The sequence below is a fragment of the Acidovorax sp. 35-64-16 genome (genome assembly GCF_002281195.1).
Taxonomy (GTDB): domain Bacteria; phylum Pseudomonadota; class Gammaproteobacteria; order Burkholderiales; family Burkholderiaceae_C; genus Acidovorax; species Acidovorax defluvii.
The window spans coordinates 441,929-458,767 of the sequence record NZ_NCFM01000001.1; the positions used below are offsets into that span (position 1 = coordinate 441,929).

14 protein-coding genes are annotated in these 16,839 nt (G+C 64.4%); 9 read left to right on the top strand and 5 right to left on the bottom strand.

All coding sequences use genetic code 11. The features are described from left to right. Positions 1–2: 2 nt before the first annotated feature. On the bottom strand, positions 3–767 hold the full coding sequence (locus B7Y64_RS02045) for a hypothetical protein (protein WP_291324353.1): 765 nt from the start codon (positions 765–767) through the stop codon (positions 3–5). A gap of 122 nt (positions 768–889) precedes the next feature. Between B7Y64_RS02045 and B7Y64_RS02050 the strand changes: the two genes are divergently transcribed. After that, positions 890–2,281 (top strand): aminopeptidase P N-terminal domain-containing protein, encoded by a 1,392-nt coding sequence (locus B7Y64_RS02050; protein WP_291324354.1) that lies wholly within the window; start codon positions 890–892, stop codon positions 2,279–2,281. Between the two features lie 187 nt (positions 2,282–2,468). Further along, positions 2,469–3,905 carry a pyruvate kinase gene (gene pyk / locus B7Y64_RS02055; protein ID WP_111867671.1) on the top strand — a complete coding sequence of 479 codons (1,437 nt, stop codon included), beginning with the start codon at positions 2,469–2,471 and terminating at the stop codon, positions 3,903–3,905. 29 nt (positions 3,906–3,934) lie between these two features. Here the strand turns inward: pyk and B7Y64_RS02060 are convergent, their stop codons facing one another. Continuing rightward, positions 3,935–4,684: a phosphatase PAP2 family protein gene (locus B7Y64_RS02060; protein WP_291328254.1), complete on the bottom strand. Its 750-nt coding sequence runs from the start codon at positions 4,682–4,684 to the stop codon at positions 3,935–3,937. Positions 4,685–4,760: 76 nt separating this feature from the next. On the opposite strand from B7Y64_RS02060, the gene B7Y64_RS02065 reads away from it, so the two are divergent. The 7 genes from B7Y64_RS02065 (at position 4,761) to B7Y64_RS02095 (ending at position 14,084) form a co-directional block, all read left to right on the top strand. Then, positions 4,761–5,465: a response regulator transcription factor gene (locus tag B7Y64_RS02065; RefSeq protein ID WP_291328256.1), complete on the top strand. Its 705-nt coding sequence runs from the start codon at positions 4,761–4,763 to the stop codon at positions 5,463–5,465. A gap of 38 nt (positions 5,466–5,503) precedes the next feature. After that, entirely contained in the window at positions 5,504–6,859 is a 1,356-nt protein-coding gene (locus B7Y64_RS02070) for a histidine kinase dimerization/phospho-acceptor domain-containing protein (protein ID WP_291325005.1), read from the top strand. A gap of 77 nt (positions 6,860–6,936) precedes the next feature. Beyond that, positions 6,937–8,001, top strand: a complete 1,065-nt coding sequence (fba, locus tag B7Y64_RS02075; protein WP_114656592.1) for a class II fructose-bisphosphate aldolase — start codon at positions 6,937–6,939, stop codon at positions 7,999–8,001. Between the two features lie 328 nt (positions 8,002–8,329). Continuing rightward, positions 8,330–9,931 (top strand): Re/Si-specific NAD(P)(+) transhydrogenase subunit alpha, encoded by a 1,602-nt coding sequence (locus B7Y64_RS02080; protein WP_291328258.1) that lies wholly within the window; start codon positions 8,330–8,332, stop codon positions 9,929–9,931. Positions 9,932–9,958: 27 nt separating this feature from the next. Next, on the top strand, positions 9,959–11,371 hold the full coding sequence (gene pntB, locus B7Y64_RS02085; protein WP_024813317.1) for a Re/Si-specific NAD(P)(+) transhydrogenase subunit beta: 1,413 nt from the start codon (positions 9,959–9,961) through the stop codon (positions 11,369–11,371). 94 nt (positions 11,372–11,465) lie between these two features. Next, positions 11,466–13,145 carry a long-chain-fatty-acid--CoA ligase gene (locus B7Y64_RS02090; RefSeq protein WP_291324997.1) on the top strand — a complete coding sequence of 560 codons (1,680 nt, stop codon included), beginning with the start codon at positions 11,466–11,468 and terminating at the stop codon, positions 13,143–13,145. A gap of 189 nt (positions 13,146–13,334) precedes the next feature. Then, the gene (locus B7Y64_RS02095) at positions 13,335–14,084 is read left to right on the top strand and encodes a 5'-methylthioadenosine/adenosylhomocysteine nucleosidase (protein WP_291324995.1); all 750 of its coding nucleotides are present in this window, start codon (positions 13,335–13,337) and stop codon (positions 14,082–14,084) included. A gap of 258 nt (positions 14,085–14,342) precedes the next feature. Here B7Y64_RS02095 and corA read toward each other — a convergent pair whose 3' ends face one another. The 3 genes from corA to rimI form a co-directional block, all read right to left on the bottom strand. After that, entirely contained in the window at positions 14,343–15,329 is a 987-nt protein-coding gene (gene corA, locus B7Y64_RS02100; RefSeq protein WP_024813314.1) for a magnesium/cobalt transporter CorA, read from the bottom strand. Positions 15,330–15,519: 190 nt separating this feature from the next. Then, positions 15,520–16,305: a uracil-DNA glycosylase family protein gene (locus B7Y64_RS02105; RefSeq protein ID WP_291324994.1), complete on the bottom strand. Its 786-nt coding sequence runs from the start codon at positions 16,303–16,305 to the stop codon at positions 15,520–15,522. 42 nt (positions 16,306–16,347) lie between these two features. Beyond that, the gene (gene rimI / locus B7Y64_RS02110; protein WP_024813312.1) at positions 16,348–16,827 is read right to left on the bottom strand and encodes a ribosomal protein S18-alanine N-acetyltransferase; all 480 of its coding nucleotides are present in this window, start codon (positions 16,825–16,827) and stop codon (positions 16,348–16,350) included. Between the last annotated feature and the right edge of the window lie 12 nt (positions 16,828–16,839).

A 16,839-nucleotide genomic window follows, 5' to 3' on the forward strand; every position in this document is an offset into this window, starting at 1 on the left:
GCCTAACGGGGCGCCGCCGCAACGGGGCTTTTGCCGGGCGCCGGTTCCAGGGCGATTGCCGGACCAGCTTCGCACTTGCGAAACAGCCATTGGCTGGGCAGAAACCGTGCCTGTGGCCCATCGGGTGCGGGTTTGCCCAGTTCGGCCTGAATGTCATGCGCAATGTGCGGCACGTGGAACAAGGCGATCTGGCCCTTCTTGCAAGTCAGTGCGGACACCACGGTGTTGGGCACCCAGCTTTGGCTGGCGCTGTCGAAGCGGTAGAACGGGCCGATGCGCTGGTCATGCGCCAACTCCACACGCATGGGCACCGTCTGCATTGCGCTGGCCCAAACACCCGCCAACTGCACCGGCTGCGAGAACCTCACGGCTTCCAGCCCATGCAGCGCCAGCGGGCGGGTGGGTTCACCTTTGTCGAACGGGTCCCGGCGGTTGATGAGGCTGCCTGCAGGGATGGTGAGTTCGCCATACAGATAGTCGTGGGGCAGCACAAACCGCTCACGACCCAGACGGATGGACGCGCCGTCCTGCCAAGCCTGCTGCGCGCCGTGTGAAAGATAGAGCCGTAAACCCAGCCAGGCGTTGCACAGCACGGCCACTGCCAGCAGTATTTGCACGGTGCGCGGTGTCAGCAGCCACTTGCGGGGTATGTCTATCCAGCGCACATACACACCGTAGACGAGCAGTGAGGTCGCCAACACGAGACCGAGCAGTGGGATGAAGGTCACCAGGAGGAAATGCAGCGGTGACGTGAACAGAGCAGACATGTTTGCAAATAACGGATGGGACGAATGGGAGCCTGCCCGACGCTGCGCAGAAAGGCCGGAAAATGAAAGCAGATTCGCAGGCATGAGGGCCGTCCATCGCCAGATGGCCTCAAAATGTGCGGATGAGTCTACAGACATCCATCCATGCCCAGCGGCGTGCCCGCCTTGCCTCGATGCTCGGTGAAGGCGGTATCGCGATCATCCCCACGGCGCCAGAACGCCAGCGCAACCGGGACAGCGATTTTCTCTTTCGCCACGACAGCTATTTTTATTACCTGACCGGGTTCACCGAGCCGGGCGCCTGCCTGGTGATCACGGCTGACGGGCGCAGCACGCTGTTTTGTCAGCCCAAAGACCTGGAGCGCGAGATCTGGGATGGCTACCGCCTGGGGCCGGTGGCTGCGCCTGCCGCGCTGGCCGTGGATGCCGCACATTCGATCTCAGAGCTGGATGCCAAGCTGCCCCGCCTGCTCGAAAACAGCGGCGCGGTCTGGTACCCGTTCGCCACCCACAACGGCCTGGCTGCCCGGGTGGAAGGATGGCTGAATGCCGTGCGCGCCCGTGCGCGCTATGGCGCGCTGTGCCCCGCAGTGCAAAACGACCTGTGCACGCTGCTCGATGAAATGCGCCTGATCAAGGATGCGCACGAGCAGGCCATCATGCGCCGTGCCAGCGCCATCAGTGCGGGGGCGCACATCCGTGCCATGCAACGCTCGGCCCGCATGCTGCGTGCCGGCGAAGAGGTGCGTGAATACCACCTGGATGCCGAGCTGCTGCACGAGTTTCGCCAGCAGGGTTCGCAATACCCCGCCTACGGCTCCATCGTGGCGGCGGGCGCCAATGCCTGCGTGCTGCATTACCGCGCCGACACCGCGCCCGTGCGCGATGGCGAGCTGGTGCTGATCGATGCCGGGTGTGAGCTCGACGGCTATGCCAGCGACATCACGCGCACCTTTCCGGCCAATGGCCGTTTCACCGGGCCGCAGCGCGCGCTGTATGACCTGGTGCTCGCCAGCCAGGAAGCTGCCGTGGCCGCCACGCGGGCTGGGGCCCGCTTTACCGACCCGCACGATGCCACCGTGGCCGTGCTGGCGCAGGGCATGCTGGACTTGGGGCTGCTCGACAAAAGCAAGGCCGGTACGGCGCAGGACGTGATCGAGCAGCGCGCATATTTTCAGTTTTACATGCACCGCACCGGGCACTGGCTGGGCATGGATGTGCACGACTGCGGCAGCTACGTGGAGCCCGGTGAGGTGGGCCAGGTGAGCCAGCGCACAGACCCGCTATCGGGCGAGCTCATCACCAACCGCCCCAGCCGTGTGCTGCGCCCGGGCATGGTGCTCACCATCGAGCCGGGCATCTACGTGCGGCCCGCTCCTGGCGTGCCCGAGGCATTCCACAACATCGGTATCCGCATCGAGGACGACGCCATCGTCACAGAATCGGGCTGTGAATTGATCACGCGCGGTGTGCCGGTAGAGGCCGACGAAATTGAAGCCCTGATGCGCGCCTGAGGGGGCGACAAGCTGCACATGAAGGCCATCCACCTGTGCGCGAGGGCGGTGCCCAGCGCAACAGCGGGAAACGGTTGCGCACGGTGCGGAGGGCGTGTGCTGCGCAGGGGTCGATGGTTTTCTGGGTGTAACTGCTTCCGTGTAAAAATAGAAACTTAATTACACGTTTAGTGAAAGAGGCACACCCATGTCCACCCGCCGCGCCACCAAAATTGTTGCCACCCTGGGCCCCGCATCGAGCGACCCGGCGCTGCTGGAGGCCATGATCCGCGCTGGCGTCAATGTGGTGCGCCTCAACTTCAGCCACGGCAAGGCGCAAGACCATATCGACCGTGCCACGGCAGTGCGTGCTGCCGCCCAGCGGGCCGGGCGCGAGGTGGCGATCATGGCGGACCTGCAGGGCCCGAAGATCCGGGTCGGCAAGTTTGCCGAAGGCAAGGTGCAGCTGGTGCAGGGCGCCCCGTTTGTGCTGGATGCCTCGCGCACCGAGCCGGGCGACCTGGCCGGTGTGGGGCTGGATTACAAGGAATTGCCGCGCGATGTGAAGCCGGGCGATGTTCTGTTGCTCAACGACGGCCTCATCGTTCTCACGGTGGACGCAGTGCGCGGCGAGGCGGTGCACACCACGGTGAAAATTGGTGGCGAGCTGTCCAACAACAAGGGCATCAACAAGCAGGGCGGCGGCCTTACAGCGCCCGCCCTCACCGCCAAGGACATGGACGACATCCGCACGGCCATGGGTTTTCAGGCCGACTATGTGGCCGTGAGCTTCCCCAAGAATGCGACCGACATGGAGATGGCGCGCCAGCTGTGCAACGTGGCAGCAGCGGAATACCGCCACAAGCCGGGGCTGATTGCAAAAATCGAACGTGCGGAGGCCATTCCGCACCTGGAGGCCATCCTGCGCGTCAGCGACGGCATCATGGTGGCGCGCGGCGATCTGGCTGTGGAAGTGGGCAACGCGGCCGTGCCGGCCTTGCAGAAAAAGATGATCCGCATGGCGCGGGATCTCGACAAAGTGGTCATCACTGCCACGCAGATGATGGAAAGCATGATCACCAACCCTGTGCCCACCCGTGCCGAGGTGAGCGACGTGGCCAACGCCGTGCTCGACGGCACCGATGCGGTGATGCTCAGCGCCGAGACGGCTGCGGGCAAATACCCCCTGGAAACCGTGGAAGAGATGGCCAAGATCTGCGCCGCTGCCGAGGCGGCCGAGGACCACCGGCTGGATGCCGACTTTACGGGCCGTACCTTTGGCCGCATCGACCAGTCCATTGCCATGGGGGCGCTGTTCACGGCCCACCACCTGGAGGCCAAGGCCATCGTGGCCATGACCGACAGCGGCGCCACCGCCCTGTGGATGAGTCGCCACCGCAGCCATATCCCAATCTACGCGCTGACACCCAAGGTGGCCACGCAGCGCAAGATGGCCATGTACCGCAATGTGCGGCCCTTGCTCATGGACACCAGCGCCGACCGTGACACGGCACTGGCGCAGGCCGAAGGCCACCTCAAGAGCCGCGGCATTGTGCAAAGCGGTGATGTGTATGCCATCACCTGCGGCGAGCCCATGGGCGCGCCCGGCGGCACCAATATGCTGAAAATCTGCCGCGCCGGTTGATGTCGTTCATCGCGTAAAAGACGACCCGGTTACGTGGCTGCAGGGGGCCGTGGGGCTGGTGGCAACGGGGTGTTGGTCAACGCAAAACGCTGGCGTAGTGCACCCGCAGTCAGGTCGCACAGCCATCCGGTGGTCCAGCACAGCCAGCCTGTCCAGAGGGTGTGGCTCATGAAGTGGGCCCCGCGGACCTGCTGGGCGGCTCCCAGAATCAGGCCAGCGGCCAGCGAGGCCGCCAGCCACAGGCGCGCGGCACGCGGCTGGCGGCGGCGCAGGGCAAAGTAGCCGCCCACAAACGCAAACCCCGCCGAGGCATGGCCCGCCGGAAAGCAGCGCCCGCCTCCGCCATCAACGACGCCCAGGGCCCAGTGCGAGGCATAGCGGGCTACACCACCGAATTCGGCCAGATCCCAGGGGCAGCTGGTGGCGTTCAAGCTTTTCAGGCTGCTCACCACGCCCAGTGCCACCAGGACACTTATGGCCAGCTGCAGTCGCTCCCCCAGGTCGATGCGCCGTAGCAGGCCTATCGGCCACCACACCCCCAGTGCCACCAGCAGCATCAAAAGCCAGCCCACCCGGCGGGCGCCCTCGTGCAGAACCTGTGAGAACAGCCAATGCTCCCGCATCGGGAAGCCGCTGCCCGTGCCAAAGGCATGGGCCAGCGCCCGGTCTTGCCCCAGGGCGTCCCAGGCCAGCAGGCACACCAGGACGCCAAGGGTCCAGGCCAGGGTGGTGCGCAGGCAATGGCGAGAAAAGGAAGACGGAACATGCGAATGGGGCATGTTTGGCACCATAGGTGTCGGTGCTTAACGGCGTCTTAATCTTTTCCGTGGCGTCGGTCGCGGTGACAATGGGACGATGCGAATCCTTGTGGTCGAAGACGATGCAGGTATTGCCGACGGGCTGCGCACCAATCTGCAGCAACGCGGCTATGCCGTGGATGTGTGCGATGGCGTTGCCGCGGCCTGGGGTGCTCTGCGCGCCGAGTCTTTCGACGCCGTGCTACTGGACCTGGGGCTGGCGGACGGCGAGGGCAGCGAACTGCTGCACCGTCTGCGCACGAGCCCGCCCCGTGGGGATGCGACGGGTGCACCGGCGCTGCCCGACCCCGCCACGCCGGTGCTGATCGTGACGGCCCGCGATCAGGTCAGCCAGCGCATTGCCGGCCTCGACCAGGGCGCCGACGACTATCTGGTCAAACCCTTTGATGTCGATGAACTCGACGCACGCTTGCGTGCGCTGCTGCGCCGTGCCGCGGGACGGGCGTCTCCGACGATCCGCTACGGTGACATCGAGGTAGACCCGGCTGCGCGCACGGTGGTGCAGGGTGGCAAGCCGGTAGAGATGTCACCCCGGGAGTTTTCGGTGCTGTTGGTGCTGTTGCAGGCCCGGGGCCGCGTGCTTTCTCGCCAGCAGCTCGAAGAGCGCTTGTACAGCTGGCAATCGGCCATTGAAAGCAACGCGGTCGAAGTGCACATCCACCATCTGCGCCGCAAGCTGGGCAGCGGGTGCATCCAGACCATGCGGGGCGTGGGCTATTTCATGCCCCAGGAGGCCGCTTGATTCCGGCATCGGGCACTGCTGTCCCGCCCGCCCTGCGCATGGGACGCCATTCGCTGACCCGGCATCTGATGCTGTGGTCGTTGGGCGCGCTGGTGCTCGTGTGGGGCAGCTTTGTGTTCATGGGATACCGGACGGGCGTGCATGAAGCGGATGAACTGACCGATGGCCACCTGGCCAGTGTGGCGGCGCTGCTCATCAATCTGCGTGCTGCCCAGGCGGTGGACCCACACGTCACCACACCGCGTGCGATGGCACCTTGGCTCAAATCGCATGACTACCAGCAATCCATCAGCGTGGTGCAGTGGGATTCCACGGGGCGTGTGCTGGCGCAAAGCGGCAGCGCCCCATTGCCTGCCTTTGGTGACTCCGAGGGGTTTGCCGATCTGCGTCTTGGGCCGCAGGCTGTGGTCTGGCGCAGTTTTTCACAATGGGATGCGCCAAAAAGCCGCAAGGTCATGGTGCTGCTGGAGGTGCGCGAGCGCGACGAGCTGGCACAGGACATCGCAGAGCAGATGGTCGAGCCCGGGCTGTGGCTGCTGCCCGTCGTGGCGCTGGCCCTCGGGCTGGCCTTGCGGCGGGGCTTGCGGCCCTTGTACGCCCTGTCTGCGGACGTGGCCGCGCTGGACCCCGCCAGCACGCAGCGTCTGGCGTCGCGCCATGCCTGGAGCGAATTCGAATTGGTGGTGGCCTCCATCAACACCTTGCTGGACCGGCAGCAGGACGCACTGGTGCGCGAGCGGCGGCTGGCCAATGAAGTGGCCCACGAGTTGCGCACACCGCTGTCTTCCATTGCGTTGCAGGCCAGTGCCCTGGGAGGGGGGCTGGACCCGCAGGCGCAGGCGCAGGCTGTGACCCAGATCGGGCAGGACGCCCTGCGTGCGGGCCATGTGCTGAACCAGTTGCTGGCGTTGGCACGGGCCAGCCGCGCGCAGTTGCACGAAGCCAAGGCGCCGGTGGACCTGGCTGCCACGGCGCGCGCGGTATGCGCCGACTACGCGCAGGCAGCATGGAAGCGGGGGGGCGAGATTGCCCTGGTGGCGCCCGACACGCTGGAACTGACGGGGCACGCTGTGCTGCTGGACCTGGCGGTGCGCAATCTGGTCGAAAACGCCCTCAAGCACACCCCTCCTGGAACCCGGATTTCCGTGCAGATCGGGCAGTCCGACACCGGGGCGGCCTGGCTGCAGGTGTGTGACGACGGCCGCCGCGTCCAGGCGGCCGGGGGCAACGCGAAGGTGGCCCGCCCGGTGGACAGCCTGCACCTGGGGCACGAAATCGTGCTGCGCGTGGCGCAAATGCATGGCGGCGACTTTGGCGCAGCTGCCGCGCCAGCGCCATTCACCACCTGCTTCCGTCTGGATTTTCCGCCGCCTGTCGCTGCGCAGGCCGGGTAAAATCCGAGTTACCACGCGGTTACCACCGCAGCGGCTGCCTGTCAGCACCCCATCAACCCTGAACGGACTTCACGACCATGCCCCTCGTCTCGATGCGCGAACTGCTCGACCATGCAGCCACCAATGGCTATGGCATTCCTGCCTTCAACGTCAACAATCTGGAGCAGGTGCAGGCCGTGATGGCCGCTGCCGACGAGGTGGGCGCTCCGGTGATCCTCCAGGCCAGCGCCGGTGCCCGCAAATACGCGGGCGAGGCCTTTATCAAGCACCTGATCCAGGCCGCGGCCGAAATGTATCCCCACATCCCCCTGGTGATGCACCAGGACCACGGCACATCGCCCAAGGTGTGCCAGGGCGCCATCGACCTGGGCTTTGGCTCGGTGATGATGGACGGTTCGCTGATGGAAGACGGCAAAACCCCCTCATCGTTCGACTACAACGTCGAAGTGACCCGCAAGGTGGTGGAGATGGCGCACAAGGTGGGCGTCACCGTGGAGGGTGAACTGGGCTGCCTGGGCAACCTGGAAACCGGTGAAGCCGGCGAGGAAGACGGCATTGGCGCCGAGGGCAAGCTCGACCACAGCCAGATGCTGACCGACCCCGAGGAAGCCGCCACCTTCGTCAAGGCCACGCAGCTTGATGCGCTGGCCATTGCGATTGGCACCAGCCATGGCGCTTACAAGTTCAGCCGCAAGCCCACGGGCGATATCCTGGCCATCAGCCGTGTCAAGGAAATCCACCAGCGCATTCCCAACACCCACCTGGTGATGCATGGCTCCTCGTCGGTGCCGGCCGATTTGCTGGCCATCATCAACCAGTACGGCGGCAAGATGAAGGAAACCTACGGCGTGCCCGTTGAAGAGATCCAGGAAGCCATCAAGCACGGTGTGCGCAAGATCAACATCGACACCGACATCCGTCTGGCCATGACCGGTGCAGTGCGCAAGTTCCTGTTCGAAAACCCCGAGAAATTCGATGCCCGCGAATGGCTCAAGCCCGCGCGGGAAGCCGCCAAGGCCATTTGCAAACAGCGCTATATCGAGTTTGGCTGTGAAGGCCAGGGTGGCAAAATCAAGGGCCACAGCCTGCAGGTGGTGGCGGGTCAATACGCCTCGGGTGCGTTGGCACAACGGGTGAATTGATCTCCGATGCAGGGCCGCAGCGTGCGGCCCCGGAAAAGAGCCGGTGAACTGTGTGTCATCGGCTTTTTTTTGCGGCTGGAATGTGCAGGGGAGTCTTCCTCGTATGGTGTGAATGCGACAGGCATTCGCGTTTCTTCATGTAAGCTCGTGGTCAGTTTGCCCGGGGTGGGTGCCCTGCGAAATGTCTGATACCAAGTCGCCTTCAAAAATTGCCCGCTTGGTCATTTCGCTGTCCTGGTTTCCTGCGCCCCTTTCCAGTCACCCGCGCACGCCAGTCCCCTTGTATAGCGGCCTGGCATAACGATTACGAAATTTGAGGAGAACTCTGATGCAGACAAGCCCAGTCCAGCAGCCGCAGCGTATCGGCGTGCCGAGGGAAACCTTCCCCGGCGAAAAGCGCGTGGCCACCGTGCCCGATGTGGTGGAGAAGCTGATCAAGCTGGGCTTCACCGTCGCTGTGGAGTCTGGGGCGGGGGATGCCGCCAATTTCAGCGACGACGCCTACCGCGCCGCCGGGGCCCAGATCGTTGGGGACGCTGCCGCGCTGTGGGCTGCTTCAGACATTGTCTTCAAGGTGCGCCCCCCCAGCAGCGACGAAGTCGCGCTCATGCGCGAGGGCACGACGCTCATCGACTTCATCTGGCCCGCCCAGAACCCCGAGTTGATGCAGCAGCTGTCCGCCCGCAAGGCCACGGTGCTGGCCATAGACTGCCTGCCGCGCACCCTGAGCCGGGCCCAGAAGATGGACGCGCTGACGTCCACCGCAGGCGTTTCAGGCTACCGCGCTGTCATCGAGGCGGCCAATGCCTTCGGCCGCTTCTTTAACGGCCAGATCACGGCTGCGGGCAAGGTGCCGCCGGCGAAGGTGTTCATCGCGGGCGCTGGTGTGGCGGGTCTCGCCGCCATTGGCACGGCGGCCAACCTGGGCGCCATCGTGCGCGCCAATGACACGCGCGCCGAGGTGGCCGACCAGGTCAAGTCGCTGGGCGGCGAGTTTGTCAAGGTGGACTACGAAGAGGAAGGCTCGGGCGGCGGCGGGTACGCCAAGGTCATGAGCGAGGGTTTCCAGGCCGCGCAGCGCAAGATGTACGCCGAGCAGGCCAAGGACGCCGACATCATCATCACGACCGCGCTGATCCCCGGCAAACCAGCCCCCAAGCTGATCACCGCCGAGATGGTGCAAAGCATGAAGCCCGGCAGCGTGATCGTGGACATGGCTGCCGAGCAGGGTGGCAATTGCGAGCTGACCGTGCCTGGCCAGGCCGTAGTGCACCATGGCGTGACCATCGTCGGCTACACCGACCTGCCTTCGCGCCTGGCCAAGCAATCTTCCACCCTGTATGCCACCAACCTGCTTCGTCTCACAGAAGAACTGTGCAAGGCCAAGGACGGTGTGGCCGTGGTCAACATGGAAGACGACGCGATCCGCGGGCTCACGGTGGTGAAAGAAGGCACCATCACCTGGCCTGCGCCACCGCTCAAGCAGGCGCCGGCACCGGCGCCCAAGGCTGCGGCGGCACCCGTGGCCACCAAAAAATCCAGCCATGGCCCGGGGGCACCCATGTCGGCCAAGACGCTGACCATCGTCTTTGCCGTGCTGGCCGTGCTGTTCTGGGCCATCGGCGCCTATGCGCCCGTGGCCTTCCTGGGGCACTTCACGGTGTTCGTGCTGGCCTGCTTCATCGGCTACATGGTGGTGTGGAACGTCACGCCCGCGCTGCACACGCCGCTGATGAGTGTGACCAACGCCATCTCCAGCATCATCGCCATCGGCGCGCTGGTGCAGATCGCTCCCCCCGATGCAGGCATCAATGGGCGCCCGGATGGATTGATTCTTTGGCTGGCCTTCGCCGCACTGGTGCTCACGGCAGTCAACATGTTCGGCGGCTTTGCCGTGACGCGTCGCATGCTCGCCATGTTCCGTAAATAACAACGACAAAGACAAGGAAAGACGAACATGTCCCAAAGTCTCGCTACCGTTGCCTACCTGGGCGCGGCCATTTTGTTCATCCTCAGTCTGGGTGGCCTGTCCAATCCTGAAACCTCACGCCGCGGCAACCTGTTCGGCATGGTCGGCATGGCGCTGGCCGTGCTGGCCACGGTGTTCGGCCCGCGCGTCAGCCCCATGGGCGTCGCATGGATCGTTGGTGCATTGGTGATTGGCGGCGGCATCGGACTGTACGCCGCCAAGGTCGTCAAGATGACCCAGATGCCCGAGCTGGTCGCGCTCATGCACAGCCTGGTGGGCCTGGCGGCCTGCCTCGTGGGGTTTGCAAGTTATGTGGACACCTCGATCCAGCTGCAGGGCGTAGAGAAAACCATCCATGAGGTGGAAATCTATGTCGGTATCCTGATCGGCGCTGTCACGTTCTCGGGCTCGCTCATCGCCTTTGGCAAGCTCAACGGCAAGATCGGCGGCAAGCCGCTGTTGCTGCCTGGGCGCCACTGGCTCAACCTCGCCGGGCTGCTGATCGTGATCTGGTTTGGCCGGGAGTTTCTGCAGGCCGAAACAATAGAGCAGGGCATGCTGCCGCTGGTCGTGATGACGGTCATCGCACTGCTGTTCGGCATCCACATGGTCATGGCCATTGGTGGCGCCGACATGCCGGTGGTGGTGTCCATGCTCAACAGCTATTCGGGCTGGGCGGCGGCGGCCACGGGCTTCATGCTTTCTAACGACCTGCTCATCGTCACTGGCGCGCTGGTGGGCTCCTCGGGCGCCATCCTGTCCTACATCATGTGCAACGCGATGAATCGCAACTTCATCAGCGTGATCGCGGGTGGTTTCGGCTCGGGGTCTGGCACGCCTGCCAAGAAGGGCGAGGCTGCCGAGCCACAAGGCGAGGTGGTGCCTGTCAGCTCTGCCGAAACGGCCGATCTGCTGCGCGATGCCAAGAGCGTCATCATCGTGCCCGGCTACGGCATGGCCGTGGCCCAGGCACAGCACACGGTGTACGAGATCACCAAGACCCTGCGCGAAAAGGGCGTGAATGTGCGCTTTGCCATTCACCCGGTGGCGGGCCGCATGCCGGGCCACATGAACGTGCTGCTGGCCGAGGCCAAGGTGCCCTACGACATCGTGATGGAGATGGACGAGATCAACGAGGACTTCCCAGACACCGACGTGGCCATCGTCATTGGCGCCAACGACATCGTGAACCCCAGTGCCCTTGACGATCCATCCAGCCCCATTGCGGGCATGCCGGTGCTCGAAGTGTGGAAGGCCAAGACCTCGATCGTGATGAAGCGGTCCATGGCCTCGGGCTATGCGGGGGTGGACAACCCGCTGTTCTACAAGGAAAACAACCGCATGCTGTTCGGCGATGCCAAGAAAATGCTCGACGAAGTCCTCACCGCGCTTAAAGGCTGACGGGCATAATCCCCTCGCGGAAAAAGCACGATCGTGCTGAGAAACATCAGCGTGCTTTTGTGATCACAATGAACCTTATCAGGAGACAATGAAAATGACCGACCGCCCCTGGCTGGCCGCCTATCCGCAAGGCGTTCCCGCTGATGTTGACCTGTCCAAATACCCATCCCTCGTCGCCCTCATGGACGAGGCATTCACCAAGTACGCCGACCACATTGCCTACAGCTTCATGGGCAAGGACGTCACGTATGCCCAGACCGATTCGCTGAGCAACGCCTTCGCGGCCTACCTGCAGGGCCTGGGCCTGGTCAAGGGCGACCGCGTGGCCATCATGATGCCCAACGTGCCGCAGTACCCCGTCACGGTGGCGGCCATCCTGCGAGCCGGCTTTGTGGTGGTGAATGTGAACCCGCTGTACACACCGCGCGAGCTGGAGCACCAGCTCAAGGATTCGGGTGCCAAGGCCATCGTGATCATCGAGAACTTTGCCACCACGCTGGAGCAATGCCTGGTCCACACACCCGTCAAGCATGTGGTGCTGTGCTCCATGGGAGACCAGCTGGGCATACTCAAAGGCACGCTGGTCAACTACGTGGTGCGCAACGTCAAAAAGATGGTGCCCGCCTTCAACCTGCCAGGCGCCGTGCGTTTCAATGATGCAGTGGCGCAGGGCGCACGCGGTGCGTTCAAGAAACCCGACATCAAGCCCGACGACATTGCGCTGCTGCAATACACCGGCGGCACCACTGGCGTGAGCAAGGGCGCCATCCTGCTGCACCGCAACGTGATCGCCAATGTGCTGCAGTCAGAGGCCTGGAACGACCCGGTGATGACCAAGGTGCCCGAGGGTGAGCAACCCACCAGCATCTGCGCGCTGCCGCTGTACCACATCTTCGCGTTCACCGTGAACATGATGCTGTCCATGCGCACGGGCGGCAAAACCATCCTGATCCCCAATCCGCGCGATCTGCCTGCCGTGCTCAAAGAGCTGTCCAAGCACACCTTCCACAGCTTTCCGGCTGTGAACACGCTGTTCAACGGGCTGGCCAACCACCCCGACTTCAACACCGTCAACTGGAAGAACCTCAAGGTTTCCGTGGGCGGGGGCATGGCCGTGCAAGGTGCGGTGGCCAAACTGTGGCTCGAAAAAACGGGCTGCCCGATCTGCGAGGGCTACGGTCTGTCGGAAACCAGCCCCTCGGCCAGTTGCAACCCGGTGACCGCCAAAGAGTTCACCGGCACCATCGGTGTGCCCTTGCCCAACACCTACATGAAGCTGCTCGATGACGAAGGCCACGAGGTCACCACCCTCGGTCAGCCCGGCGAAATTGCCATCAAGGGACCCCAGGTGATGGCGGGCTACTGGCAGCGCCCCGATGAAACCGCCAAGGTCATGACCGAAGACGGCTATTTCAAGTCGGGCGACATCGGCGTTGTGGACGAGCGCGGCTACTTCAAGATCGTTGACCGCAAAAAGGACATGGTGCTGGTCAGCGGCTTCAACGTGTATCCGAACGAGGTCGAAGAGGTGGTGGCCAACTGCCCTGGCGTTCTGGAATGCGCCGTAGTGGGCGTGCCCGACGAAAAATCGGGCGAGGCCGTCAAGCTGGTGATCGTCAAGAGGTCGGAAGACCTCACCGAAGCCGATGTGCGCGAATACTGCCGCCATGAACTCACGGGCTACAAGCAGCCCAAGGTGATCGAGTTCCGTACCGAGCTGCCCAAGACTCCCGTCGGGAAAATCCTGCGGCGCGAACTGCGCGACAAGAAGTAACGCGTTTTTGCCGCCAGCCAACGCGAGGAGGTCTGCGTGATCTTCCCGCGTCGCCTGTTTGCAGGCCACCACGCTCACGGCGTGGATGGCGTGCACAACGGGAACTGAGTTTTTCTGGCCGCTTCGTGCGGCCGCCAGACCCTGGTGCCTGACAGCCCAGGGTTTTTTTATGCAGAAATAATGGGGCCTATGACCACCGCCATCCTCAGCGCTCTTCCCGAAGAACAATCCAGCCTTGTCGCCCTGTTGCAGGCGCCGCAGCGCAGGGTGCACGCGGGGCGTGTTTTCTGGGCGGGGATGCTGCACGGCAAAAGCGTGGTGCTGGCGCTCTCGGGCATCGGCAAGGTGGCGGCCGCCACCACGGCCACGGCGCTGATCGAGCGGTTTGGTGCGGCCCGCATCGTGTTCACCGGTGTGGCCGGTGGCGTGGGTGATGGTGTGCGCGTGGGCGATGTGGTGGTGGCGCAGGACTATGTGCAGCACGACATGGACGCCTCGCCGCTGTTCCCGCGCTGGGAGCTGCCGGGCTACGCGCGTGCACGGCTGGCCTGCGATGTGGCTTTGTCTGCTCTTCTTTTGGAAGCTGCTCGCGCTTGTTTGGTAAGCGCTGAGGGCCTATTTGATCCAAATAATGGCCACACTGCCCAGCAGGTGCACCATGGCCTGATGGCCAGCGGCGACCGCTTTGTCTCGGCCGCGCACGAGTCCGACCGGCTGCGCACCGCGCTGCGCGAAGCGGGCCACGACGTGCTGGCCGTAGAAATGGAGGGCGCCGCCGTGGCCCAGGTGTGCCTGGACTATGGCGTGCCGTTTGCGGCAGTGCGCACCATCTCCGACCGCGCCGACGACGCCGCGCATGGCGACTTTGCGCTGTTTGTGCAGACCGTGGCCAGCCGCTACGCCGATCACATGGTGCAGACGTTTCTACAAAAACTATGAAATTAATAGCTGTCAGCGCTTTGCTGATAAGCGCTAGCGGCCTATTTGGCTAGTATTTGACTGGCAGGCGCCTCAGATCACTGGAGCACGACCGTTGAAAGTGATGACCACCAGCGCGTGATCAATAAACGCCATCAGCAAAGCTGACTGCCCGTAAAAACTGGCGGACCCTAGGCCAGCGCCACCGCGGAACCGGCTTCGCCGGGCCGCTGGAGGCGTCCCCCCTCGGGGGGGAAGGCGCGCAGCGCCACAGGGGGGCTACTTCAACCAGCCGCGCTTGCGGAAGTACCACATGGGGCCCAGCGCGCTGGCCAGCATCAGCAGCAGCGCGTAGGGGTAGCCCCACTCCTTGGCCAGCTCGGGCATGTGCTGAAAGTTCATGCCGTACACGCTGGCAATCAGCGTGGGCGGCAGCAGCGCCACACTGGCCACCGAGAAGATCTTGATGATCTTGTTCTGGTTGATGTTGATGAAACCGACCGTGGCGTCCATCAAAAAGTTGATCTTGTCGAACAAAAAGGCCGTGTGGCTGTCCAGCGACTCGATGTCGCGCAGAATCTGCCGCGCTTCCTCGAACTGGTTGGAGTTGAGCATCTTGCTGCGCATCATGAAGCTGACGGCGCGGCGCGTGTCCATCACGTTGCGGCGGATGCGGCCGTTCAAGTCTTCCTGGCGGGCGATGGCGCCCAGCACTTCACCGGCGCGGGTGTCGGTCACGTCACCGGCCAGCACCTGCTTGCTCACCTTTTCCAGTTCGTCGTAGATGTTTTCCAGCGTGTCGGCTGAATATTCTGCGTCGGCATCGAACAGCGCGAGCAGCACTTCCTTGGCATCCTCGATCAGGCCCGGCGCCCGGCGTGCGCGCATGCGCAGCAGGCGGAACACGGGCACGTCTTCATCGTGAATGGAGAACAGGACGCCCTTGCTTTTCAGGTCCGAGTTGGTCAGGTTCAGGATGAAGGCCACGCGCACCGAGCGCGGCTGCTCGTTGTCGTCGATCAGAAAGTCGCTGCGGATGTGCAGGTCGCCGTTGTCTTCTTCGTAGAAGCGGGCGGATTCCTCAATGTCCTCGTCCATCGCGTCTTCGGGGATGGACAGGCCGTAGTGCTGTTTGATCCAGCGCTTTTCTTCGACCGTGGGGTTTTCCAGATCCACCCAGATGGGCTGGAAGCGGGTCAGCTCCTCCAGCGATTCGATCTCTTCCTGAAACAGCCGGCCATTGGCAAGCGTGAAGATGTTGAGCATGGGCTCACTCCCTTGTTATGTGGCGTCTGCAATGGGTATGGGGTGCTTTCACCCCCACGGCAGGCCGGGAGCTGAAAGCTACCAACTCGGGTAGGTTTCCAAGGAACTGTCTCCGTCAAAAGTTCACGCCGCGGATTATGCATTGCGTTGAAGACACCCGCGCGCTGCGGGCCATGGCGCCGGGCGGGCGTCAGGGGCGGGCGGTGGCGGCGTGCGCCAGTGACAGCGCGCGGCACAGATCGGCCCAGGCGGCCCCCTTGTAGCCCTGGGAGCGCAGCAAAAAGGCAGGGTCGTAGGTGACGATGGCCGGGCAGCCCGCCAGTTGGTGCAGCTCGGCGCGCAGGCGACCCAGGGGTTCGGTGCGCCCCAGCGCCGCACGGGCCGCCACATGGCCCAGCACCAGCACCATGGTGGGGCGCAGGATGGCCACCATCTCATTCAATGCGGGGGCGATCTCGAGGGCATCGGTTGCGTTGCCGGCCTGCGGGCGCTCCAGCGCTGCCAGAAACACGCGGGGGTGGCGGTGCAGTTGCATCGCCCGCAGCATGTTGTCCAGCAGGCGGCCCGCTTCGCCCGCCAGGGGCTCCGTGGGCGAGAGGCTCTCGGCAACCACCAGCCAGCCGGCGCCCAGCCCGGCAGGCGTCTGGGCGGGATCGGCCGTGGGGTACAGCGCCTGCGCTGCGTGCAGGACCAATGCGGGCGTGGGGCTGCCGTCCTGGGGTGCTGGCGGCCTGGGTGCGGGGGCGCCGCCCGGAGCGGCTGCGCGTTGTTCCCGCACGGCACGCGGTGTCGCCGCATTGTCGGCCCCCGCAGCCGCCAAGGCGGGGGCGGGCGTGGGGGGCTCGGCTGCTGTCCCCTGGCTGCGGGCGGCATCGTTCACGGGCGCTGGGGCCGCAGACACTTGGGCGGGCGCCCAGATGGTGACGCCCATCTCTTGCAGCATGGCGCGCTGGCGCGCATCGAGGTGAAGGCTCATAAAGACAGGTTCATAACGGCAGGCACAGGGCGGTCGGTGGGTTCACAGGGGCAGGCTCATGACGACGGCGTCTTCGCGCTGGCCTGCGGGGGCCGGGTAGTAGCGCTTGCGTTCTCCCACGCGACGAAAGCCATGGGCCTGGTAGACATGCAGGGCGCGCTCGTTGCTCACGCGCACTTCAAGCCAGAGCCACTGGGCGCCCCGCCCACGCGCCCACAGCGCCAGGGCGTCCAGCAGCACGCGGGCCCAGCCCTGCTTCTGGTAGGCCGGGGCTACGGTGATATTGAGCAAATGCACCTCGTCCACACCCATCATGGCCACGAAGTAGCCCAACAAGTGGTCGCCCGCCACCAGCAACTGGGTCTGGTAACCCGAGGCCATGGCGTCGGTGAAATTGCCCCGCGTCCAGGGGTGGGAATACGCGGTGAATTCGACGTCCAGCACGTCGTCCAGCCGCGCCAGCGTGAGCGGCTCAAAGCGTGCCTCGGGGGCGCTGGCGAGGGGCGAGACGACGGCGTTCATGGTGCAAGTGGG